Annotated in this window: 21 protein-coding genes and 1 pseudogene; 10 read left to right on the forward strand and 12 right to left on the reverse strand. The window is 63.9% G+C overall.

Features of this window, described 5'->3' with window-relative positions; translation table 11 throughout:
• Positions 1-46: 46 nt before the first annotated feature.
• Positions 47-757: a DNA helicase gene (locus AC1D05_RS22700; RefSeq protein WP_477443985.1), complete on the reverse strand. Its 711-nt coding sequence runs from the start codon at positions 755-757 to the stop codon at positions 47-49.
• A gap of 388 nt (positions 758-1,145) precedes the next feature.
• On the opposite strand from AC1D05_RS22700, the gene AC1D05_RS22705 reads away from it, so the two are divergent.
• Positions 1,146-2,138, forward strand: a complete 993-nt coding sequence (locus tag AC1D05_RS22705; protein ID WP_477443986.1) for a hypothetical protein — start codon at positions 1,146-1,148, stop codon at positions 2,136-2,138.
• 48 nt (positions 2,139-2,186) lie between these two features.
• Here the strand turns inward: AC1D05_RS22705 and AC1D05_RS22710 are convergent, their stop codons facing one another.
• Positions 2,187-2,978 (reverse strand): alpha/beta fold hydrolase, encoded by a 792-nt coding sequence (locus tag AC1D05_RS22710; RefSeq protein ID WP_477443987.1) that lies wholly within the window; start codon positions 2,976-2,978, stop codon positions 2,187-2,189.
• 101 nt (positions 2,979-3,079) lie between these two features.
• Between AC1D05_RS22710 and AC1D05_RS22715 the strand changes: the two genes are divergently transcribed.
• On the forward strand, positions 3,080-4,006 hold the full coding sequence (locus AC1D05_RS22715) for a LysR family transcriptional regulator (protein WP_477443988.1): 927 nt from the start codon (positions 3,080-3,082) through the stop codon (positions 4,004-4,006).
• Positions 4,007-4,039: 33 nt separating this feature from the next.
• Here the strand turns inward: AC1D05_RS22715 and AC1D05_RS22720 are convergent, their stop codons facing one another.
• Positions 4,040-4,489, reverse strand: a complete 450-nt coding sequence (locus AC1D05_RS22720) for a GatB/YqeY domain-containing protein (RefSeq protein WP_477443989.1) — start codon at positions 4,487-4,489, stop codon at positions 4,040-4,042.
• A 256-nt stretch (positions 4,490-4,745) separates the two neighbouring features.
• Here AC1D05_RS22720 and carA point away from each other — a divergent pair, with 256 nt between their 5' ends.
• Positions 4,746-5,951, forward strand: a complete 1,206-nt coding sequence (gene carA, locus AC1D05_RS22725) for a glutamine-hydrolyzing carbamoyl-phosphate synthase small subunit (RefSeq protein WP_477443990.1) — start codon at positions 4,746-4,748, stop codon at positions 5,949-5,951.
• A gap of 2 nt (positions 5,952-5,953) precedes the next feature.
• Here carA and AC1D05_RS22730 read toward each other — a convergent pair whose 3' ends face one another.
• From AC1D05_RS22730 to ypfJ, 3 genes are all read right to left on the reverse strand, one after another.
• On the reverse strand, positions 5,954-6,874 hold the full coding sequence (locus tag AC1D05_RS22730; protein ID WP_477443991.1) for an aldo/keto reductase: 921 nt from the start codon (positions 6,872-6,874) through the stop codon (positions 5,954-5,956).
• On the reverse strand, positions 6,871-8,136 hold the full coding sequence (locus AC1D05_RS22735) for a TCR/Tet family MFS transporter (protein ID WP_477443992.1): 1,266 nt from the start codon (positions 8,134-8,136) through the stop codon (positions 6,871-6,873). Before AC1D05_RS22735 ends, AC1D05_RS22730 begins: the two co-directional genes overlap by 4 nt.
• Positions 8,137-8,533: 397 nt before the next feature.
• Positions 8,534-9,457 carry a KPN_02809 family neutral zinc metallopeptidase gene (gene ypfJ / locus AC1D05_RS22740; protein ID WP_477443993.1) on the reverse strand — a complete coding sequence of 308 codons (924 nt, stop codon included), beginning with the start codon at positions 9,455-9,457 and terminating at the stop codon, positions 8,534-8,536.
• 186 nt (positions 9,458-9,643) lie between these two features.
• On the opposite strand from ypfJ, the gene AC1D05_RS22745 reads away from it, so the two are divergent.
• Entirely contained in the window at positions 9,644-10,462 is an 819-nt protein-coding gene (locus AC1D05_RS22745; RefSeq protein WP_477443994.1) for a hypothetical protein, read from the forward strand.
• A complete protein-coding gene (locus AC1D05_RS22750) occupies positions 10,396-11,718 on the forward strand; it encodes a hypothetical protein (RefSeq protein ID WP_477443995.1) in 1,323 nt (440 codons plus the stop codon). The genes AC1D05_RS22745 and AC1D05_RS22750 overlap by 67 nt, the downstream gene beginning before the upstream one ends.
• 69 nt (positions 11,719-11,787) lie before the next feature.
• Here AC1D05_RS22750 and AC1D05_RS22755 read toward each other — a convergent pair whose 3' ends face one another.
• Positions 11,788-11,976, reverse strand: a complete 189-nt coding sequence (locus AC1D05_RS22755) for a hypothetical protein (protein WP_477443996.1) — start codon at positions 11,974-11,976, stop codon at positions 11,788-11,790.
• 83 nt (positions 11,977-12,059) lie between these two features.
• Entirely contained in the window at positions 12,060-12,512 is a 453-nt protein-coding gene (mntR, locus tag AC1D05_RS22760) for a manganese-binding transcriptional regulator MntR (protein WP_477443997.1), read from the reverse strand.
• 238 nt (positions 12,513-12,750) lie between these two features.
• On the opposite strand from mntR, the gene AC1D05_RS22765 reads away from it, so the two are divergent.
• The 3 genes from AC1D05_RS22765 (at position 12,751) to AC1D05_RS22775 (ending at position 15,780) form a co-directional block, all read left to right on the forward strand.
• Positions 12,751-14,115 carry an Nramp family divalent metal transporter gene (locus tag AC1D05_RS22765; protein WP_477443998.1) on the forward strand — a complete coding sequence of 455 codons (1,365 nt, stop codon included), beginning with the start codon at positions 12,751-12,753 and terminating at the stop codon, positions 14,113-14,115.
• A gap of 53 nt (positions 14,116-14,168) precedes the next feature.
• Positions 14,169-15,011 (forward strand): protein-L-isoaspartate O-methyltransferase family protein, encoded by an 843-nt coding sequence (locus AC1D05_RS22770; RefSeq protein WP_477443999.1) that lies wholly within the window; start codon positions 14,169-14,171, stop codon positions 15,009-15,011.
• Between the two features lie 118 nt (positions 15,012-15,129).
• Entirely contained in the window at positions 15,130-15,780 is a 651-nt protein-coding gene (locus AC1D05_RS22775) for a dihydrofolate reductase family protein (protein ID WP_477444000.1), read from the forward strand.
• Positions 15,781-16,012: 232 nt separating this feature from the next.
• Here AC1D05_RS22775 and AC1D05_RS22780 read toward each other — a convergent pair whose 3' ends face one another.
• Positions 16,013-16,921: a LysR family transcriptional regulator gene (locus AC1D05_RS22780; protein ID WP_477444001.1), complete on the reverse strand. Its 909-nt coding sequence runs from the start codon at positions 16,919-16,921 to the stop codon at positions 16,013-16,015.
• 54 nt (positions 16,922-16,975) lie between these two features.
• Here AC1D05_RS22780 and AC1D05_RS22785 point away from each other — a divergent pair, with 54 nt between their 5' ends.
• The gene (locus AC1D05_RS22785; RefSeq protein ID WP_477444002.1) at positions 16,976-17,575 is read left to right on the forward strand and encodes a LysE family translocator; all 600 of its coding nucleotides are present in this window, start codon (positions 16,976-16,978) and stop codon (positions 17,573-17,575) included.
• Positions 17,576-17,788: 213 nt separating this feature from the next.
• Here the strand turns inward: AC1D05_RS22785 and AC1D05_RS22790 are convergent, their stop codons facing one another.
• Positions 17,789-18,583 (reverse strand): SDR family NAD(P)-dependent oxidoreductase, encoded by a 795-nt coding sequence (locus tag AC1D05_RS22790; RefSeq protein ID WP_477444003.1) that lies wholly within the window; start codon positions 18,581-18,583, stop codon positions 17,789-17,791.
• Between the two features lie 185 nt (positions 18,584-18,768).
• Here AC1D05_RS22790 and AC1D05_RS22795 point away from each other — a divergent pair, with 185 nt between their 5' ends.
• A complete protein-coding gene (locus AC1D05_RS22795; RefSeq protein ID WP_477444004.1) occupies positions 18,769-19,233 on the forward strand; it encodes a MarR family winged helix-turn-helix transcriptional regulator in 465 nt (154 codons plus the stop codon).
• 33 nt (positions 19,234-19,266) lie between these two features.
• On the opposite strand, the gene AC1D05_RS22800 is transcribed toward AC1D05_RS22795, so the two are convergent.
• Both AC1D05_RS22800 and AC1D05_RS22805 read right to left on the reverse strand, forming a co-directional pair.
• Positions 19,267-20,445, reverse strand: a complete 1,179-nt coding sequence (locus AC1D05_RS22800; RefSeq protein ID WP_477444005.1) for an MFS transporter — start codon at positions 20,443-20,445, stop codon at positions 19,267-19,269.
• A 184-nt stretch (positions 20,446-20,629) separates the two neighbouring features.
• Positions 20,630-20,857 (reverse strand): annotated as a pseudogene (locus tag AC1D05_RS22805) (ISAs1 family transposase); the annotation flags it as partial.

A 20,857-nucleotide genomic window follows, 5' to 3' on the forward strand; every position in this document is an offset into this window, starting at 1 on the left:
GATCCATGCTCCCTGGCCGCAGGAATAACCGTGGCCGGCAGAAGGCTCAAGCTGCCTGGAAGCGGATCTCGCCCTTGTTCAGGAAGCAGGCCTTGTTGAACAGCGACAGATCCAGCGGGTTCGGCAACCTGATGTCGCTGATATCGGGAAAAGGCTTGGTTGCGGGATCGTAGGATCGGTCGATCTGCGAGATGAACACCAGGATCACGCCGCTGGCGCGCGCAAAAGCCTTCAGCGTGCGGACCTGGTCCATCAGGGCCGGATTTTCCCGCTTCTGGTCGAGCAGTTGCAGATAGTCGACGACCGCCAACGTACCGCGCGGCACCGATCCCAACCTTCTGACGATGTAGTCGGCGCTGATGGCATCGGAATTGTCGAACTCGAACAATTCGTTGAACCGGGCCGGCTCGACCCCGATGGCATGGAACCGCTCCAGCACATCCCGTTGCGTATATTCCAGCGTGAAGAACACGCTGCGATGGCCTGATTTCATCGCTTCGATCGCGAGTTCGAGGCTCATCAGCGTCTTGCCGTGGCCCGGCCGTGCGCCGACAAGAACCAGATCACCCGGCGCCAGCTGCGCGAACAATCTGCTGGCAGGCGCCGTCTCGGAAAGCTTCGCCGCAAGCAGGCTCCAGCTGGCAAAACCTTGCCGCACTGCAATACGGTCAAGCGCCTGGTGGAGCGGGATTTTTGCCTCGCGCGACAACAGCCTGGCTTGACGCTTCAGATGATAGACGGGCTGGGATAGCCTCATCGCAAAACCTCCTGGTGCGAGCCGTTTTCGCAACCCCTCCTTATGCCTGGCGCTCGAACAGTCGGTTCGGTGATGAGAATGCCCCGCATGAACGAATGCTTCCCGGTGGAGGGAGGAGGCGTGGGCCGCGCCAGAATCAGATCATAGCGCAATCCCCTTGGGTCGAAAATCGGACGGATCGAAAATCACGCATGTCCACGGAGACATCAGCCGCAAGCCTTGGACCAGCTCCCGGTCTATGGGCGGTTTGCGCACCGGCTCGGTTCGTGTGAACTTGCGGGCGCGCTAAACAAGATGTGTTTCGCCGATCAGCGCGAGACATTTTATGATTGGTTGCGTGTGGCAACACCGCAAGGATTCGTATGGCTTCGGCAGGAGAATTGAACCGGTGCGGTTGAGATCTGTTCCTCTGGGTATTGTCGTCACACTCGGCCTTCTCGTCATAGCCCTGACGGCGACGGTACGATCCTTCGCCGCGCCCTCGGTCATCCCGGCCTGGCTGCAGGCCCATGTCGGCGATAGCGATGGCCAAATCTCACAGGTGGTGCTGGAGCGGGCGCGCGCGCTTTACCTGAAGAAGGTGGCGCAAGGCGCGGTCAGGAACCCCTGCTATTTCGCCATGGATGCAACGCGACCGGGCGATCTCGGCAATGGCGTGCTCGGGCGCCGCTACTACGTTGTCTGCGAAGCCAGCCAGTCGTTTCGCGCCATCGCATCGGGTCACGGGGCCGGCAAGAACCTGAAAGGCACGATCGATTTTTCAAACGGCAGGCGGTGCTCCAAGAATTTTGGCAATGCCATGGATTCGGAACTAACGGCTGGCGGCGTATACATGACCCGGGAGTCGAAAACGTCGTTCAAGGGTTTTTATCGCACCGGCGCCAAACAGGACGCGGCTTTCCTGCGCACCTTCATACAGTTCGACGGCGAAGGCGAAGCCGCCAATGCCAGGCAGCGCGTGATCGGCGGCCACGCGGCGCAGGTGCTGCGGGCCATGTGCATGCGCAAGAGCCCCAACAGCTCCTATGCCGACCATGATGGTCTGGTGCCGTTCGGCAAGCTGGTGGACTATGCCGGCGGCCGCAGCAATGGCTGCACCAGCTGGTCGCCGGCGGATGCGCAGCAGATCATCGCGATGGTCAAGGACAACCCGACGACGCTCTACATCTACCCGGAATCGCGCGACATCGCCGCTGTCGCGCAGGCGGCAAAGGGCCATTCGCCATCTGGGGAAGCACCCTACTGGAACGCATCCTGCCTGAAGGAAATCGGCGCCCCGAAATTCTGGCCGAAGAAAACCCTCGAACCGATGATCGCCCAGTACAGGAAGGATCATCCAGCACTGCCAGCCCAGCCGCTGCCGATGTGCAAGGAGCCGTGAGGTCCGCTCCACCTCTGGATAGCGGACCCCAAGGGATTAAATGCCGGCTCAGCGCAGAAAATCGAGCACGGCCTTTATGAATTCGGCCGGATATTCCACGTTCGACAGGTGAACCGCGGGCAGGACAACCAGCTTCGCCCCGAGCACCGCCGCCGCGATCAATTCACTATGGCTGGCCGCTGTCACCGTGTCGTGCTCGCCGGCGATCACCAGCGTCGGCCGGTTGATCAGCGCAACGGTACGCCGAAGATCGGCATCGCGCACCGCCGCGAACAGGCCGGCCAGGCCATGCCGGTCGATCGTCAACAGCATGGCGCGGAAGTCCTTGATGACCGGTTCGTTGGCCGTCACCATCTGCGCCGGGAACCAGTTGTTGAGGAACATTTCGGCGGTTTCCGACATGTCCGGCGCCTGCTGGACAACGGCAATCCGCTCGTCGAAATAGCTTGCCGGCGAAAGATGGGACGAGGTGTTGCTCAGGATCAGCCGGTCGATCCGCTCGGGGGCATGGATGCCGAGCCACTGCCCGACGAAACCGCCGAGCGACAGACCGAGGAAATTCACGCGTCCAAGGCCGAGCGCATCGAGCAGCTCGATCACGTCGCGGCCGAGCCGGTCGAGCGAATAGGCGCCGGCTGGCGCGCTTGACCCGCCATGGCCGCGAAAGTCGTAGCGCAGAACACGGAAATGCCTGGACAGTTCACCGACCTGCCCGTCCCACATATGCAGCGTGGTGCCGATGGAGTTCGACAGCACCAGCACCGGCTTTGCGGCATCGCCGTCGAAGCGATAGGCGATGCACGTGCCGTCGCCGACAATCGCGAAATTCAGCTCACTCATGATGAAAATTCCTTCTGGAACGTTGAATGAGGCAAAGCGTAGTCGCGACGCGTTTTTGTTGATATTACAAAGATAGGATAATCTCTGTAGATAAAGCTGACATGGTCGAATTCACGTTGCACGATTTGCAGTGCTTCGATGCGGTGATCCGCACCGGCGGTTTCCAGCCGGCGGCGGCCGTGCTGCACCGCTCGCACCCGGCGGTGTTCGCCGCTGTCGCCAAGCTCGAACGGCAACTCGACCTCGTCCTCCTGGATCGCGGCGGCTATCGCGTGCGACCGACCGAGGCAGGGCTGTCGTTCCACCGGCGCGCGCAAGCGCTGCTGCGCGAGCTGGAAGGCCTGCGCGTCCATGCCGCCCAGCTCTCGATGGGCGAGGAAAGCGAAATCCATGTCGTGATCGGCGATCTCTGCCCTCGCCCGCAGGTGCTCGGCATGCTTGGCCGTTTCTTCGCCCAATGCCCGGGCACGCGCCTGCATCTGCATTTCGAGGCCGTCGGCGGTCCGTGGGAGCGCCTCTTCGATGACGAAGCCGATCTGATCCTGCACTGGGTCGACAAGGGCGATGCGCGGGTGGAATGGGTCGATCTGTGCAAGGTGCCGTTCATTCCCGTGGTAGCGCCTGGCTTTCTGCCGGAACGCATCAAAGAGCCGATCACGCCCGATCAGATGCAGGCACTCACCCAGTGCGTGATGCGCGACAGCGCCCACCATTCGCCACAACAAGACTATTCGCTGATCGAAGGCGCGCCGCAATGCCTGGTGGCCGACCAGGGCATGAAGAAGGAGATCATCCTGCAGGGCCTCGGCTGGGGCCACCTGCCCCGCTTCCTGATCGAGGAGGAATTGCACGACGGACGCCTTCACTCCATTGCCGGCCGTCATATGCCGGGCCGCATCGACGAGCTGGTGGTGGCGCGCCGCCGCGACAGGCCGCACGGGCCGGTCGCCAGCCGATTATGGGATCACGTTCAGCAGGAAGCGCCTGCGTTGCGCCTCGCATTGGAGCCGCCAAAAACCGCGTCGTAGGGCAAGGCCAGACTTGGCGGTTGCCCCCTAACCCTACTGCAGCAGGCCCTTGACGATGCCGCTGGCCTTGCCGAAATCCATCTGGCCGGCATATTTCTGCTTCAGCGCGGCGATCACCTTACCCATGTCCTTCTGGCTGGCAGCACCGGTTGCCGCGATCGCTTCGCGTGCGGCAGCCGCGACCGCCGCATCGTCGAGCTGCGTCGGCAGGAAGCCGCGGATGATCTCCATCTCGCCACGCTCCTGCGCCGCCAGTTCCGGCCGCTTGCCGTCTTCGAATGCCTTCGCCGATTCCTCGCGCTGCTTCACCATCTTGGCCAGGATCTGCAGGATCTCCTCGTCGCTGGCGGGGTCCTTGGCCGACCCGCGATTGGCGATGTCGCGATCATGAATGGCGGCCTGGATCAGCCGCAATGTCGGCAGCCGGTGCTTGTCCTGCGCCTTCATCGCGCTCTTCAGGGATTCGGCGATTTTTCCGCGCATTGTGCTTTCTCCTTCGAACGGCGCGGACAATAACCGCGGCGAACTCGCAAAGCAAATCTCATCAAGCCACTGATATTGTTCAACGAAATAAAACATCATGGTTTTGGCGCGGCATCATTGACCGTTCTGGCACCTTCCCCTATGTACTCGGCCTTGCATAAGACAATGAACTGACACGCGCAGGCTCGAGAAATCGCTGCCGCGCCGTTTGCTGCGCAGACGCCCGCGAAGCGCGCAGCCTGATAGGAGTGCCGCCATGGCCGAGATGACGCCCGCCTGGACCACTGAAAAGCCGACCGCCCTGCTGGTGCTGGCTGACGGCACCGTCATCGAAGGTCGCGGCCTGGGCGCCACCGGTTCCGCCGTCGCCGAAGTCTGCTTCAACACCGCACTCACCGGCTACCAGGAAATCCTCACCGATCCGTCCTATGCCGGCCAGATCGTCACCTTCACCTTTCCGCATATCGGCAACATCGGCACCAATGGCGAGGACATCGAAGATCTCAACCCGGCTGCGCGGGCCGGCGCCGTCGGCGCCGTGTTCAAGGCCGATGTCACCAACCCGTCCAACTACCGCGCCGCGGGTGGTCTCGACCAATGGCTGAAGAAGCGCGGCATCGTTGCCCTGTCGGGCATCGACACTCGCGCGCTCACCGCGCTGATCCGCGAAAAGGGCATGCCCAACGCCGTCATCGCGCATGCCCCCGACGGCGTCTTCGACCTCGACGATTTGAAGCAGCGCGCCGCCGCATGGTCCGGCCTGATCGGGCTCGATCTCGCCAAGGAAGTCACCTCTGGCCAGTCCTCGGTCTGGCGCGAGACGCCCTGGGTGTGGAACGAAGGTTTTGGCGAACAGGCCGAGCCGTCCATGCACGTCGTCGCCATCGACTACGGCGTCAAGCGCAACATCTTGCGCCTGCTTGCCGGCCTTGGCGCCAAGGTCACCGTGGTTCCGGCCAGCACCGGTTCGGAAGAAATCCTCGCCATGCAGCCCGACGGCATCTTTCTGTCCAACGGCCCCGGCGACCCGGAAGCCACCGGCGGCTATGCCGTGCCGGTCATCCGCGATCTGCTGAAGACCGACATCCCGGTGTTCGGCATCTGCCTCGGCCACCAGATGCTGGCGCTGGCGCTCGGCGGCAGGACCGCCAAGATGCATCAGGGCCATCACGGCGCCAACCATCCGGTCAAGGACCACACCACCGGCAAGGTCGAGATCGTCTCGATGAACCACGGCTTTGCCGTCGACGCCGACTCGCTGCCCGAGGGCGTCGAGGAAACCCATGTCTCGCTGTTCGACGGCTCGAACTGCGGCATCGCGCTCACCGGCCGCCCGGTGTTCTCGGTCCAGCATCATCCGGAAGCCTCGCCTGGCCCGCAGGACTCGCACTATCTGTTCCGCCGCTTCGTCAACCTGATCCGCGAAAAGCGCGGCGAGGAATTGCTGGCCGAGCGGGCCTGAACTTACGCCACCGGCCGGCCTTCGCTGGCCTCCAACACGGCGAACCATTGCTGGCGGTCGAGCTCGATGTCGAGCGCCTTGACCATGGCCGCCAGCCGTTCCGGCTTCATCGAGCCGAGCACCGGGACCAGCCGGGCCGGATGGCGCAGCAGCCAGGCGATGGCGACGGTGGCGAGATCGCCGGCGCCGACTTCGGCGGCCACCGCCGCGAGCGCTGCCCTTACCCGCGCTTCTCGGGCTTCCTTGCCGGTGAACAGCGCGCCGCCGCCGAGCGGCGACCAGATCATCGGCGCGTAGGCCAGACGCTGCGCGTGGTCGAGACTGCCGTCGGTCAGCGCCGATGTCTTGAGCACCGACATCTCGACCTGGTTGGTGGCGAGCGCGAACGGCAGCCGCGAGGCCAGGAGATCGAACTGCGACTGCGTGAAATTGGAAACGCCGACCGCTCTCACCTTGCCTGACTTGACCAGTCCGGCCAGCGCCGCCGCCGTCTCGTCGGCATCCATCAGCGGGTCCGGCCGGTGGAGCAGCAACAGGTCGAGATAGTCGGTGCCGAGATTGCCGAGCGAACGATCGACCGAGGCGGCTATGTGGGCGGCACTGGTGTCGTAGTGCTTCAGCCGGTTTTGCGGCCGGTTGGCCGAGGCCAGCATGATGTCGCATTTCGAGATCAGCTCGATCTCCTCGCGCCTGCCCTTCCAGCGCGAAAGTCCGGCGCCGAACGCCGCCTCCACCTCGTAATTCCCGTAAATGTCGGCATGGTCGAAACTGGTCAGGCCGAGATCGATTGCCGTGCCGATCAGCCGGGCGACCTGATCGGCATCCGGGCGGGCGCCGCCGTCGAGCAGGCGCCAGGCACCGAAGACCAGCCGCGACAGCGACACTCCGTCCCTGGTCAGCGCGATGCGGCGGTCATGGCTCATGCCTGCGCTCCATCTTCCGCGACATCGGTCGTGGCGCTTGTGACCGTCGCCGGCCGCGCCACCTTGGTGACGAAGACGATGACCGCCAGCAGCAGGAAACACGCACCGACCAGATAGGGCGCGCCGCCGAAGGTCACGGGAGCGCTTGGACCGGTAAACCAGGAAAAGATCGCCGTATAGAGCAGCGGCGTGATGATCGAGGTGATCGAGAAGATCGAGGTCATCGCGCCCTGCAACTCGCCCTGCGCCGAAGGCGGCACCTTGGCGGCGGCGAGGCTTCTGAGCGGCGGATCGGCCAGCGCCTCAAGGCAGCCTACGACGATCACCGCATAGACCATCCATCCCTGCGAAGCGAAAGCGTAGCCGAAGGCGCTGGCCGCCGTGAAAGTCAGGCCGATGACCGCTGTCCTCCATTCGCCGAGCCTTGGGATCACACGCGGCAGCACCGTGCCCATGACGATCGCGCCGCACAGGCCGAAGGCGCCGAGCGAAAAGCCGATCTGCTGCTCGCTCCAGCCATAGCGGTAGTTGGAAACGAACGACCACACCGCCGGGTACATCATGTGGCCGAGCGTCATCAGGAAGAAGACGAGCCCGATCCAGCCGATGCCTTCATACTGGCGCATCTGCAGCAGCGTGCCGACCGGGTTGGCGCGTTTCCATTCGAAGCGGCGGCGGTGCTTTTCATCGAGCGTTTCCGGCAGGAAGAACATCGCGATCAGGAAGTTCACGAAGGCAAGCCCGGCGGCGAAAAAGAACGGCACGCGCGGTCCGAACGTACCGAGCAATCCGCCCAGCACCGGCCCGATGACGAAGCCGACGCCGAAAGCGATGCCGAGCAGGCCGAAATTCTTCGCCCGGTTCTCGTCGTTCGAGATGTCGGCGATGAAGGCCGACGTCGTCGAATAGCTGGCGCCGGAAATGCCGGCCAGCACGCGGCCGATGAACAGCATCGGATAGGACCAGGCGATGGCACAGATCAGATTGTCGATGGCGAAGGTCAGCACCGAGGCGAGCAGGATCGGCCGCCGGCCGAACCGGTCACTCAGACCGCCCATTATCGGCGCGAAGAAGAACTGCATGGCCGCATAGACGAAGAACAGCCAGCCGCCCTCGATCGCCGCTTCACTAATGCCGACGCCGGTCAATTCCCTGAGAAAAGCCGGCAGCACCGGCATGATCATGCCGAAGCCGATAATGTCCAGCAGCAGCGTGGTGAAGACGAGCGCAAGGCCCCGCCTGGCGGTTTTGGGGTCGATCATGATGGGTCAATCTCCTCCGGCCGCCCTTGGCGCAGGCGGACGCACCTTATAGGCGAGCCCACCGTAAGGAACAATAAGAGAACAGGCAGGAATCGTTGATCCTGACACTCCCTGACGGCGTCTTGGCCATCAGGTAAGCGCCAGAAACGCTCGCCGAGACTGTTTCGAAATTCGCTCTGGCGAGCCATATAGTGGTGGTTTCGAGAACCGGAGCGCAGCCGACATTGGGTCCGTGAGCACCGCATGACCCCGAAAATCGGAAGCGATTTTCGGAAAGGATCATGCGCGAATCGAAGTACTACAGCGTCCTTTGCGCGTCCAAGGGGACGCGCGGCGCTGTAGTAGCGCAGAAAACGCCGCTAGATGGCCGCCGGAGTAGAATTTCCAAACAGTCTCGTTACAGCGCGCCGGTCATCGTATTGCAATCCGACAGCTTGCCGCTCTTGTAGCCCCGGGCCAGCCAGGTCTGCCGTTGTTGCGAGGTGCCGTGGTTGAAGCTTTCCGGCACGACATAGCCCTGCATTTTCTTTTGCAGCGTGTCGTCGCCGATCTGCTTGGCGGCATTCAGCGCGCTTTCGATGTCGCCTTGCTCCAATATGCCCTTCTGCGCGGTGAAATGCGCCCACACGCCGGCGAAGCAGTCGGCCTGCAGCTCGATGCGCACCGACAGCTGGTTGGCATCGGCTTCGCTCATGCCTTGCCGCATCTGGTTGAACTTGCCCATGATGCCGGTGAGGTTCTGCACGTGATGACCGACCTCGTGCGCGATGACATAGGCGCGGGCGAATTCACCGGAAGCGCCGAACTGCTGGTCGAGCTGCTGGAAGAAGGTCATGTCGAGATAGACCTTGTGGTCGCCCGGACAATAGAAGGGTCCGGCCGACGAGGACGCGGCGCCGCAGGCAGAGCGGATTTGCCCACTGAACAGCACCAGCTTCGGGTTCTCATAGGTCAGGCCTTGCGACTTGAAGATGCCGGTCCAGGTGTCCTCGGTGTCGGCGAGCACGGTCGCGACGAACTGCTTCATCTCGTCATTGGCGGGTGCCGTGCCGCTGTCCTGGCCACCGCCGCCATTGTCGGTGATCTGGCCACCGCCGCCCGGCAGCAGGCTACCGTCGCCACCGCCCAGGATCGCCGAGGGATCAAAGCCGAAATACCATCCGGCCAGCACCACCAGGATGACCAGGATGATGCTACCGCCGCCACCGGTCCGGCCGCCGATGGGAATTTGGAATCCGCCACCGCCGCCGATCCCGCCGCCACCGCTGTCGCTGCGGTCGTCCTCGATATTGTCACTCTGACGACGGCCTCTCCAGAGCATGGCAACTCCCCGTGATGCGAACTTCATCGTTGCTCCGGCATGCCGGCTCAACCCAACAAACAATTATCCCAATGGTTGCGCCAAGTCACAGTATTTTTCGTCACCGAGGCGGGGCCGGCGTGATGGCCTCAGCGCACTGGCCGAGACCGGCCAAGGCCTGTAGCATCGCCGCAAGCAAAGGGGGGCGTGAGGCTGAAGACGGTCGGTCAAATCCTGTCGCTATTCGCGGCGCTGCTCTGCCTTGGCGTGCCAAGCGCCGGCGCGGTGACGCTCGATTCCAGCGTCGCCGTCACCGATCCGGCCACCTTGCAGGCGCTGGAGCGCGGCGGCCTGTCGATCAGCCGCCTGCTCGGCCCGGCGCTCGGCCTCACCCGTGACGTCGACAACCGCGGCCTGTTTACCGTGCCGGCCCTGGCCACGGTGCGCGACACGGTCAAGCAGGAGATATCCGACGAGCCGAAGACCAGCCCCGACCCCTATGTCGCCGCCATGGCCAGATCGAGCGACACCAGCCAGAAATTCAATCCGAAATACATCGACGATGACGGCTCGACGCTCGACCTGACCGGCGTCGTCAACCGCATGGATCGCGGCTATCTCGGCCACACCGAATGCGGCGAGATCAGGCTGATCTACCGCTTCCACTATTCGGTTGCCGAAAAGCCGGCCAAGGGCAAGGTGGCGCAACGCATTTCCTCGCGCCTGCCGCTGACCATGAGCCTGGTGTTCAACGCCAAGCCCGGGCGGGCGCAGGCACGCGGCTCGAAGGATTTGCCTGCTGCCGCCGACGCATCCTGCGCCGACGTCGCCCAGCGCTGGCTGGCTGCAGGCCAGAAGGACCTGCCGCCGGAACAACTCGCCGCCTGGCTGCGGTCCGACGAAGGGCCGCTGTCCGGCGCGATGCTCAATTCCTCGCAGATCATGCGGCTCGAACCAACATGCAGGTGCTGCGCCTGTCGGCCTCGACGCGGCGCGATTTCGGCGGCCATGCCGAATATCTCCTGAAAATCTTCAAGTGGAACCCGGCGACCTCGAGCTTTTATGAATCGAAGATGGAGAACCAGATCGACCGGGCAATCGTGCTGGCCGACAAGCAGTCCTTCGCCAAATGGCTGCTCACCGACCGCAACATCTACGATCTCGACCATGGCCGGCTGGTCATCGACGAAAAATTCCTGGCCAAGAGCGCAGTCTCGGTTGCACCCGGCGGCCTGAGCCGCTCGCAGAACAACATCGCCTATGGGCTGGTCGACGATGCCGATATCGACAAGGCGCTGAAGGATTATGTCGCCAGGGGCAACACGCTCGCCACCATCAAATCGGTCGCCGGTTTCGATCTGCGGCTGAACGAAATGAGCTGCACCGGCTGCCACCAGACGCATGGCATCGCCGGCTTCCACTATACCGGCGCCGATCCGGCCAGCGAACCGCGCCGCAATGCCGTGTTCGTGCCGGGCTCGGCGGTGTTCTTCGCCGACCTGCCGCGCCGCCGCGCCATCGTCGAGCAGTTCGCTGCCGGCGGCCATCCGGATTTCACCAAGGGTTTCGCCGCCCGTCCGGACCAGAAATATGCCGAAGCGCTGAAGGGCACCGACCTCTACAATGGCTGGGGCTCGATCTGCTATCGCGGTGACGACGCGAGCTTCAAGGACTGGACCTGCGGTGCCGGCCTGCGCTGCGCCGGCGTCCACGAAAGCGCCATCCATCCCGGCTTCGGCACCTGCGTCAGCGAGAAGGGCACCGCGGTCGGCGACCCCGTCGAGTTCGGCGAGATCAAGATGTCGACATGGGGCAACGATCAGTATTGCCGCCTCTCACCGGCCACCGCCAAGGCCTGCGCTATCGACCCGGCGCGCGACAAGAAGCCCGTGGTCAAGCTCGCCGGCTATGGCGCGGCGCGCCAGCGCTACGACAACCCCGAGCAGAAGACCGGCGGCTTTCCCGGCGGCATGCTGCGCAAGGCGAGCTGCGACAAGCTTCCCGACGAGGCAACATGCGGGCGCCTGGCCAAGACCGGCTTCAACGATTGCATCGCATCCGGCAAGGACCACAAATTCTGCACCAGGGAATTCACCAAGACCGCCGGCCTGCGCGCCTGCGACAAGGCGCATCCGTGCCGCGAGGATTATATCTGCACCGCCGGCTACGATGACCTGCCCCAGGCCAAGCCCGGCGAAGGTACCTGCATCCCGCCCTATTTCATCTTCCAGTTCCGCGTCGACGGCCACCCCAGAAGCTGGGTGCAGGACGTCCGCGAATGAACACGCTTGATGTTGCTTCCGGCGCATTCCTGCAGACGACCGGCCGACAATCGCTGACGTCGGCCCTGCTCAATCTCTCTGCTTGGCGCCGGCGCTCTTGCCGTCGGAGCTTTTCGAGCGCTCCTCGAAACGCGCGGCGCCCTTCTTCAGCGAGTGACCGGTCTCGGCCTCGGTCTTGCGCTCGTCCTTCGCCGCCGCCTGCTTCAATCCCTTGGCTGCCTGCTTGCCCTTCGCGGTCGGTGCCTGTTCGACGCCCATTGCTTCCTCCCTAGGTGCGATATCAGGAGCAACGTGCGTGAGGTGCGGCGGTTCCGGCAACCTCTCTAAGAACGGCTGAATAGTTAGCGCGGCGCCGTCATCGCCTTGCGGAACGCTTCCAGCGTCTCGGCGCTGACATGGTGCTCGATGCCCTCGGCATCGATGCGCGCGGTTTCCGGGCTGACGCCGAGCGAGCGCAGGAAGGCTTCCACCGTCTGGTGGCGGATGCGGCTTTCCTCCGCCACCTTGCGGCCGGTCTCGGTCAGGAACACGCCGCGATAGGGTTTTCTCGACACCAGCCCGTCGGCGCACAGGCGCGTCAGCATCTTGGCCACCGTCGGCTGGGCGACGCCAAGCCGAGCGGCGATGTCGACCTGACGCGCCTCGTTGCCGTCTTCGATCAGGTCGGCGATCAGCTCGACATAATCCTCGACCAGCGCGCTGCGGCGCGCTTGGCGCTGGTGCCGGAACCCTTCCGAATGGACATCGGCGTCGGGCAGTGGCTCACGCGGGACCGGTCTGTTCTTCAGCGCCAATGCGCGCTCCTCCTCGGGAGTTTAGCCGCTGCTGCTTTATAGCACGGGCTCTGATTCTTCAGGCCGTTTATTTGCATTCCCCCGCAGGCGCAACCGGCGTTTCCGATCGCCCCCCTTTCGCATGCGGTTCGGAGCGCCGAACAAAAAGCACCGACAATGAAATATAGCCTATTGCATAATGTTGAGCCATGGCATAGCTTAGGAGAACATCGCACAGTCCCGCGGAAAGCGTTCTTTAATGTCCGAAGCAGAAGCCACAGCCCCCCGCTCCTCATGGCGGTTCGCCAATCGGGACGAGGACGATCAGCCCAGCCTGCGCGAAGTCAATTCCACCATCGCGGTGCCGAGTTCTGGCGTCTGGTTCCGCCGGCTGTTCGCCTTCATGGGGCCGGGCTACATGGTTTCGGTCGGTTACATGGACCCTGGCAACTGGGCGACCGACCTCGCTGGCGGCGCCCAGTTCGGCTACACGCTTTTGTTCATCATCATGCTGTCCAACCTGATGGCGATCCTTTTGCAGGCGCTCGCCGCCAGGCTCGGCATCGCCACCGGCCGCGACCTCGCCCAGGCCTGCCGCGCTTACTATCCCCGTCCCGTCAATTTCGTGCTGTGGATCGCCTGCGAACTCGCCATCATCGCCTGTGACCTCGCCGAAGTCATCGGCACCGCGATCGCGCTGCAGCTGCTGTTCGGCATTCCGCTGGTCGGCGGCGCCATGCTTACCGCGCTCGACGCCTTCCTCGTGCTGCTGTTGATGAACAAGGGCTTCCGCTATCTCGAAGCTTTCGTCATCGCGCTTTTGATCATCATCTTCAGCTGCTTTGCCATCCAGATCTTCGTGGCCGCCCCGCCGGCCGGCACGATCCTGCACGCCATGTTCGTGCCGTCCTCCGAAATCGTCACCAACCCGGCAATGCTCTACATCGCCATCGGCATCATCGGCGCCACCGTCATGCCGCACAATCTCTACCTGCATTCCTCGATCGTGCAGACCCGTGCCTATGAGCGCACCGAAAAGGGCAAGCGCGATGCCATCAAATGGGCAACGGCGGATTCCACCATAGCTCTGATGCTGGCGCTGTTCGTCAACGCCGCCATCCTGATCGTGTCGGCGGTCGCCTTCCACAACACCGGCCACCAGGACGTCGCCGAGATCAGCCAGGCCTTCGAACTGCTGTCGCCGCTCTTGGGCCTGAGCATCGCCTCGATCCTGTTCGCCGTGGCGCTGCTGGCGTCGGGCCTGAACTCGACTGTGACGGCCACACTTGCCGGCCAGATCATCATGGAAGGGTTCCTGCGCCTGCGCATCCCCAACTGGGCGCGCCGCCTTTTGACACGCGGCCTCGCCATCGTCCCGGTGGTGGTCGTCACCGCACTCTATGGCGAGAAAGGCACCGGCCAGTTGCTGGTGTTCAGCCAGGTGATCCTGTCAATGCAGCTGCCCTTCGCGGTGGTGCCGCTGGTGCAGTTTGTTTCCGACAAGAAGAAGATGGGCAATCTCGCCATTCCGCGTGGTGTCGCCGCACTCGCCTGGGTGGTCGCGGCGATCATCCTCGTGCTCAACTTCAAGCTGCTGTACGACACGATGTTCGGGGTCGGCTGAAGTTCTGCCGGATCGCGAGACAAACCGCCAAATCGCGCTATCTTCCTCGCGTCATGAGCAACATTGAAGACATCAGGAAATTCTACGCCCGGCTGATGGCGGCCAATGCCGCCTCATCCGATCCACGCCTGGAGGAAGTGTTCGGCGAGGTCCCGCGCGAAGCCTTTCTCGGCCCCGGACCGTGGACGATCGTCGCCGGCAACGGCAAGGTCACCACGCCGAGCGCCGACCCCGCCCATATCTACCAGAACGTGTTGGTGGCGCTCGATGCCGACAAGGGCATCAACAATGGCGAACCGTTTCTGCACGCCATGTGGATCGGAAGGCTGGCACCGAAACCCGGCGAGGCCGTCACGCATATCGGCGCCGGCACCGGTTATTACTCCGCCGTGCTGGCCAGGCTGGTTTCACCTGGCGGCACCGTGACCGCCTTCGAGCTCGACGGCAGGCTTGCCGAGCTGGCGCGCAAGAATCTCGAAACCTACGGCAATGCGACCGTCGTCCGTGGCGATGCCGTGACCACGCCCTTGCCGGCATCCGACATCATCTATGTCAACGCCGGCGTCGTCGCCCCTCCGGCCGGGTGGCTGAAGGCCTTGCGCCCCGGCGGCCGCATGATCTTCCCTTGGCGCCCGGCCGAGCGCGTCCCGCTGGCGGTGATGGTGACCCGCACCGAAAAGGGCTTTGCCTGCGATCCGTTCATGCGCGCCTGGTTCATCCCATGCTTCGGTGCCTCGGTTGCCGATCTTGCGGCAAAGATCCCAACGCGCGAGCAAGCCACGCGCAGCCGTTCGATCTGGCTGACCAGCGACAAGGCGCCGGACCGCACCGCCACGGCCATCTTCGGCGATGTCTGGTTCTCGTCGAAAAACCTCCGCGCCAAACCCGGCAACTGACGCATCGATGGGCGGATTTGCCCAAAATTTCTCAGGCCCCTGTCGGGATGGTCGCGGGCCGCCCGTCCTTGGAGCATAGTCCGGCCACGACGGCGTGGATGGAACAAGGGAGAAGACCATGAGAAAGATCATCGCCGCCACCTTCGTCAGCCTCGATGGCGTCATGCAGGCACCGGGCGGGCCGGAAGAGGATCCGGTCGGCGGCTTCCAATTCGGCGGCTGGACCTTCCATTACTTCGACGAGATAGCCGGCGCGGCAATGGAGGAACTGTTCTCCAAACCCTTCGACCTGCTGCTCGGCCGCAGAACCTACGACATCTTCGCCGCCTACTGGCCGTATCAGAAAGATCCGATCGCCGATGCCTTCAACCCTGCGACCAAATATGTGGCGACGCATCGGCCTGACACCCTCACCTGGCAGAACACGCAATCGCTTGGGCCTGATATCGTCGCGACATTGCGCCGCCTCAAGCAGGAACGCGGACCTGACCTGCTCATCCAGGGATCGGGCGATCTGATCCAGACCTTGCTCGCCAACGGGCTGATCGACGAGATCCGGCTGATGATCTTCCCGCTGTTGCTGGGCAAGGGCAAGCGGCTGTTCGGCGACAGCGCGATGCCGGCCGCCTTCAAGCTTGCCAAGTCGCAGACATCCAGCACCGGCGTCATCATGGCGACCTATGAGCGCGGCGGCGAGATCAAGACCGGGTCATTCGCGCAGGAGACGCCGTCGGATGCGGAGCTCGAGCGGCGTAAAAACTGGAAGTAAGATCGTCGAAACACTGCGCCTAGCTGGAGCACCCCTCATCCGACCGAGCTTCGCTCGGCCCCCTTTTCCCACAGGGGGAGAAGGGGGAGCCTGGCGCATGCAGCTCGGCCAACCTCCAACGTCGATGATTGGCAGGGACATGCGCGCAATCTTGCCTTCTCCCCTTGTGGGAGAAGGTGGATCGGCGCGCAGCGCCGAGACGGATGAGGGGTGCTCCAGCGAAGTGCGACGCTCAAGCCGCCTGCGGCCGCCTCGCCAACCCATCGCGTATATGCCGAGCGAATTCCTGTGCCGCCGGCCCGACGCCATGCTTCGGCAGATGCAAATTGATGGCAAAATTCGGCAGCGGCGGCAGGCCGACATCGAACGGCAAGATGTCGAGATCGGTCGGCACCGTCGACGCCAGCCATGTGGTGACGGCGAGATCGGACCGCACCGTCGCCGTCGTCGCGTCGATGTTGCCGTTTTCGAACACGGTGCGCCATTCCAGCCCATGCTCGTTGAGGGCCGACAGCACCACCGGGCGGAAGGCGCAGGTGTCGGCGACGATCGACACCGGCAGCGGCCGCTTGGCGCGGGCGACGCCGCCTCTGGCGCCGACCCAGACCAGCCGGTCGATGGCCAGGCATTCGCCTGATGTCGGGCCGACCCGCTCCTCGATCACCGCAAGATCGATGGTGCCGGCCGCAAGTGCGGAGGCCAGTTCCGGTGACGAGGCACAGACCAGCGAGATCTCGACCTGCGGATAGGTCTCGGCATAGGCCTTCAGCACCGGCGCCAGCAAGGTGCCGACCAGGTCGTAGGGCACGCCGAGCCGCACCTGGCCGGCGACGGCGCTTCCCGCCATCTCGGCCCAGATCTCGTCATTGAGGCTGAGCAGGCGCTTGGCCTTGTCGAACAGCCGCTCGCCCGAACGCGTCAGCCGCAGACCGCGCCGGTCGCGTTCGAACAGGCTGCAGCCGAGCGTCTCTTCCAGCCGCTTGACCTGCTGGCTGACGGCACCTTGCGTCAAATGCAGCGCATTGGCGGCCGCCGTCATGCTGGCCTTGTCGGCGACGGTGACGAAGGTGCGCAGCAGCGCGGTATCGAGATTGCGGATCATCTCTGCATTATAGATGCTAATGCCTGACATCACAAACATTGCATTTACTGATGCCAGCCCAACCCTACCATGGAGCCTCAAAAAGGACGCCCCATGCTCCAGCCCATCCTGCCGCTCATCCTGTTTGCCTTCGTGGCCACCGCCACGCCCGGTATCGCCACGACCTTATCCACCGCGTCAGGCGCACAGTTCGGCTTTCGCCGATCGGTGCCGCTGATGATCGGCAGCGCCGCCGGCCTCGCCACGGTGACAGGGGCTGCGGCGGCCGGGCTCGCCGGCCTGCTGCTTGCGGTGCCTTCACTGCAACTGGCGATGAAGGTGATCGGCTCGCTCTATCTTCTGTGGCTGGCGCTCAAGATCGGCCGCGCCGGCCCGCCCAATCTCGATGTGACGATGGCCAAACCGAACAGCTTCCTCGGCGGCGCCGGTATCCAGTGGATGAACCCCAAGGGCTGGGCAATGGGGCTGGGCGCGGCGGCCTCGTTTGCAGCCCTTGCCGACGGGCCGGGACAGCTTGCCTTGCTGCTCGGCTCGACCTTCGGCTTCACCGCCGCCATCTCGCTGTCCATCTGGTGCGTCGCCGGGATGGTGCTGGCAAGGCTGCTGAAGACGGAATGGCAATGGCGCGCGCTCAACATCGTGCTGGCGCTGGTGCTGGCCGCCTCGATCATTCCGATGTGGCGGTCGGCTTAAAACACTCAATCCAAATCCCCGCCAGTACCCCCGCCCGGACCTTCGGTCCGACCTCCCCACAAGAGGGAGGTGGGGAGCCCAGCGTTTCGCACCCCACAAGACCATTGTCGCAAGGGCGGACAAGGCGCTTCCCCACCCTCCCCCTTGTGGGGAGGGTCGCTGCGAAGCAGCGGGGTGGGGGTCCTGGTTCGCGAAAGCGAACCAGGCCTCTCCTCAAGCCGCGTAACGCGCCGCCGGCTTGTCGGCGTGCAAGCTGCCGTAGAAGGCCTGGCGCGCACCGAGGAACGTGTCGAGCTTTGCGGTGTCGACAAGCGCCGGGACAGTGACGGCTTCGCCCTTGGCCAGGCCGACAAGAGCCGCATCGACCATGTCGTCGGCCGTCATGATGATTTCCTTCGGAAGCTGGTCGATATCGCCGCCGGCAAGCTCCCAGAAATCGGTCCGGGTCGCACCCGGCAGCACCACCTGCACCGTCACGCCGGTACCCGCGACCTCGCGATGCAGAGCTTCGGTGAAGTTGACGACATAGGCCTTGGTACCGCTGTAGATGCCGCCGAACGACGTGTCATAGGCGAGCACCGAGGCGATGTTGACGATCGCGCCGCGGTTGCGCGCCAGAAGTCCCGGCAGCACGGCACGGGTCAGGCGGGTGAGCGCCACGACATTGACCTTGATCATCCGCTCAGCCGCGTCGGCATCGGCCGTCGCCACCACCGGCTGGCCGCCAAGGCCGGCATTGTTGACCAGCAGCGTTACACTGTCGTCGGCTGATATCAGCCGCTCGACACGGCGCACATCATCGTCGTTGGAGAGATCGGCTGTGATGAAGCTGACCTTACGGTTGTAGGCGTAGCGCAGCTTCTCGGCCAATGCCTCGAGCCGGTCGGCGCGTCGCGCCACCAGAACCAGATCATAACCCTGCCCTGCCAGCCGGTCCGCATAGACCGCGCCGATGCCCGATGAAGCACCGGTGACGACCGCCGTGCCCTTGTTTGTCTGTCCACTCATTGTCCTGTTCCTTCTGTTGCTGCCTGGCGAGACAGGCCGATGTTCCTCGTCCCACCGCCCAATTTCTAATTAGTGGCATATGCCACTTTCTGGGAAGTAGGTATATGCCACTATCTTGTCAACGGAGGCGACAGAAACTATTTCTGCGGCAGGCCGGCAGACGCTTTTGCCGGCGAGGAGTCGTGATGGCCAAGACTGCGATGCCGGGATTTAGCCCTTGCAACAATGCAACGTTGCGGCGTGCTGCGCGCAAGCTCGGCCGCTTCTATGACGATGTGATGTCGCCTTCGGGCCTGAAGGGCACCCAATACGGCCTGCTTTACCAGATCTACGTCAGCAACGAGCCGGCGATGGGCACCATAGCCGAGGCGATGGTCATGGATCTGTCGGCGCTCGGCCACACGCTGAAGCCGCTGATCCGCGACGGCTTTGTTGAAGCCTTCGCCGACAAGGACGATCGCCGCGTCAAGCGGGTGCGGCTGACACGCCAGGGCCTCGCCAAGCTCGAAGAGGCAACGAAATTGTGGAGCATTGCCCAGCAGCGCTTCGAGGCCATGGTCGGCAAGCAACGGGCTGCCGACCTGCGCGCCATGCTGGATGAAGTCGCCGCGCTGGATTACGAGTCGCCAGCGGCCGCTCTTCCAGGCTGAAGGCGCGGCCTCCAGTCAGATCTGCAGGAAGTTCTACTCGGCCGGCATCGCGACCGGCCGTGCCGCCCAGCGGCCGGCCAGCACGATGCCAAGCCCGATGATCGGGAAGGCCGCCGCGACCAGGCCGAGATCGGCCGGCGCGCCGTAGCGCAGCACGCCACCGCCGACCACCGCGCCCAGCGCCACGCCGAGATACAGCGCCGAGCCGTTGAGCGACAGAACGATCGGGGCGGCGTCTGGCGCCAGCTTGATGATGCGGCTGGCCTGCGCCGGCGGGAACGCCCAGCCGACAATGCCCCACGGCACCATCATCGCCATTAGCGCCGGGCCGGCAATATGCTGCGGCAGGAAGGTCGGGATGACCGACAGCATGACCAGCATGGCCGCGCTCAGCGTCAGCGACCAGCCGACGGTGCGGGTGGCGCCAAAGCGGTCGGCCGCCTGGCCACCCGCGATGTTGCCGATGACGGCGCCGACGCCGAAGGCGAGCAGCATGCCGGGCAGCGCGATCTGGCTGAGCCCGCCACCCTCGATGGCCAATGGCGCGACATAGGCAAAGACGGTGAAGGCGCCGGTCAGCGCCAGCAATGTCGTCAGCAGGATCGGCATAACGCCGGGCCGCATCGCCGCCGCCAACCGGCGCTTCAAGGGCAGCTTGGTGCCGACGATGCCGCGCGGCAGCCGGTACCACAGGATGGCGCCGGCGAGCGCGCCGAGCCCGGCAATGGCATAGAAGGTGCCGCGCCAGCCGGCAAAGGCCGCGACCAGCGCGCCGAGCGGCGCGCCGACGGCGACCGCCACCGTGGTGCCGCCGACGACGACGGCGATGGCACGCGCCCGGTGATAATCATCGACCAGCGCCACCGCCGTGCCCTGCGCGGTCGCGGCGAACAGGCCCGACGACAGCGCCATGATGACGCGCGCGATCAACAGGACTTCGAAGGAGGAACTCAAGGCGGCGGCAACGTTGCCGATGACGAAGAACACCAGCGTCCACAGAATGACGCGGCGCCGGTCCCATTCGCCGGTCAGCGTCGCCAGGATCGGCGTGCCGACCGCATAGGCGAGCGCAAAGGCGGTGATCAGCGTGCCGGCGAGCGGAATGGAAATGCCGGCATCCCGGGCGATGTCGGGCAGAAGGCTGGAGATGACGAAGCCTTCGGTCGAGATCGTGAACGATCCGAGCGCAAGCCAGAAGAGCCGCTTGTCCATGGCAGGTGTCCTTAGTTCAAAAGTTATTGAACAATTGGACATAACAGGGCATGATGTCAATGAAGCCGGGGCAAAATAGCTGAACCTTCCTGACAGCCCTGTGTCAGCACGTTCGTTCGGTACCTATCGAAATGGAGAAACAGTGTGTACGGGCAGGTGAGGACAGGGGAATCGGGTGAGTTAATTATCGTGTGATGAGGGTTGCCAGAAAGTCATCGTCCCATGCGGCGACCTTTCGTTTCAGCCGCAAGGAATCCTTTCCGGGGGCTTTTCGTATCAGGTTGAGAGCGATGTGCTTTATGGTTGTGAAGTTTGCGGGAGCATGATCGGTACGCAGGCGGCATTCATCGTCTCGGAAGACCATGTCCAGCACCCAATGGAGGCTGTTCTCGACGGCCCAATGGTCGCGGAT

This window comes from Mesorhizobium sp. P2_E9 (assembly GCF_056403815.1).

Coding starts and splice junctions, on each gene's coding strand:
- ypfJ (WP_477443993.1), bottom strand. CDS start 9,457: ATGCTCTGGAGAGGCCGTCGTCAGAGTGACAATATCGAGGACGACCGC.
- AC1D05_RS22800 (WP_477444005.1), bottom strand. CDS start 20,445: ATGGACAAGCGGCTCTTCTGGCTTGCGCTCGGATCGTTCACGATCTCG.
- AC1D05_RS22785 (WP_477444002.1), top strand. CDS start 16,976: ATGCTCCAGCCCATCCTGCCGCTCATCCTGTTTGCCTTCGTGGCCACC.
- AC1D05_RS22775 (WP_477444000.1), top strand. CDS start 15,130: ATGAGAAAGATCATCGCCGCCACCTTCGTCAGCCTCGATGGCGTCATG.
- AC1D05_RS22750 (WP_477443995.1), top strand. CDS start 10,396: ATGCAGGTGCTGCGCCTGTCGGCCTCGACGCGGCGCGATTTCGGCGGC.
- AC1D05_RS22765 (WP_477443998.1), top strand. CDS start 12,751: ATGTCCGAAGCAGAAGCCACAGCCCCCCGCTCCTCATGGCGGTTCGCC.
- AC1D05_RS22770 (WP_477443999.1), top strand. CDS start 14,169: ATGAGCAACATTGAAGACATCAGGAAATTCTACGCCCGGCTGATGGCG.
- AC1D05_RS22720 (WP_477443989.1), bottom strand. CDS start 4,489: ATGCGCGGAAAAATCGCCGAATCCCTGAAGAGCGCGATGAAGGCGCAG.
- AC1D05_RS22795 (WP_477444004.1), top strand. CDS start 18,769: ATGGCCAAGACTGCGATGCCGGGATTTAGCCCTTGCAACAATGCAACG.
- AC1D05_RS22730 (WP_477443991.1), bottom strand. CDS start 6,874: ATGAGCCATGACCGCCGCATCGCGCTGACCAGGGACGGAGTGTCGCTG.
- carA (WP_477443990.1), top strand. CDS start 4,746: ATGGCCGAGATGACGCCCGCCTGGACCACTGAAAAGCCGACCGCCCTG.
- AC1D05_RS22735 (WP_477443992.1), bottom strand. CDS start 8,136: ATGATCGACCCCAAAACCGCCAGGCGGGGCCTTGCGCTCGTCTTCACC.
- AC1D05_RS22790 (WP_477444003.1), bottom strand. CDS start 18,583: ATGAGTGGACAGACAAACAAGGGCACGGCGGTCGTCACCGGTGCTTCA.
- AC1D05_RS22755 (WP_477443996.1), bottom strand. CDS start 11,976: ATGGGCGTCGAACAGGCACCGACCGCGAAGGGCAAGCAGGCAGCCAAG.
- AC1D05_RS22715 (WP_477443988.1), top strand. CDS start 3,080: ATGGTCGAATTCACGTTGCACGATTTGCAGTGCTTCGATGCGGTGATC.
- AC1D05_RS22710 (WP_477443987.1), bottom strand. CDS start 2,978: ATGAGTGAGCTGAATTTCGCGATTGTCGGCGACGGCACGTGCATCGCC.
- AC1D05_RS22780 (WP_477444001.1), bottom strand. CDS start 16,921: ATGTTTGTGATGTCAGGCATTAGCATCTATAATGCAGAGATGATCCGC.
- AC1D05_RS22700 (WP_477443985.1), bottom strand. CDS start 757: ATGAGGCTATCCCAGCCCGTCTATCATCTGAAGCGTCAAGCCAGGCTG.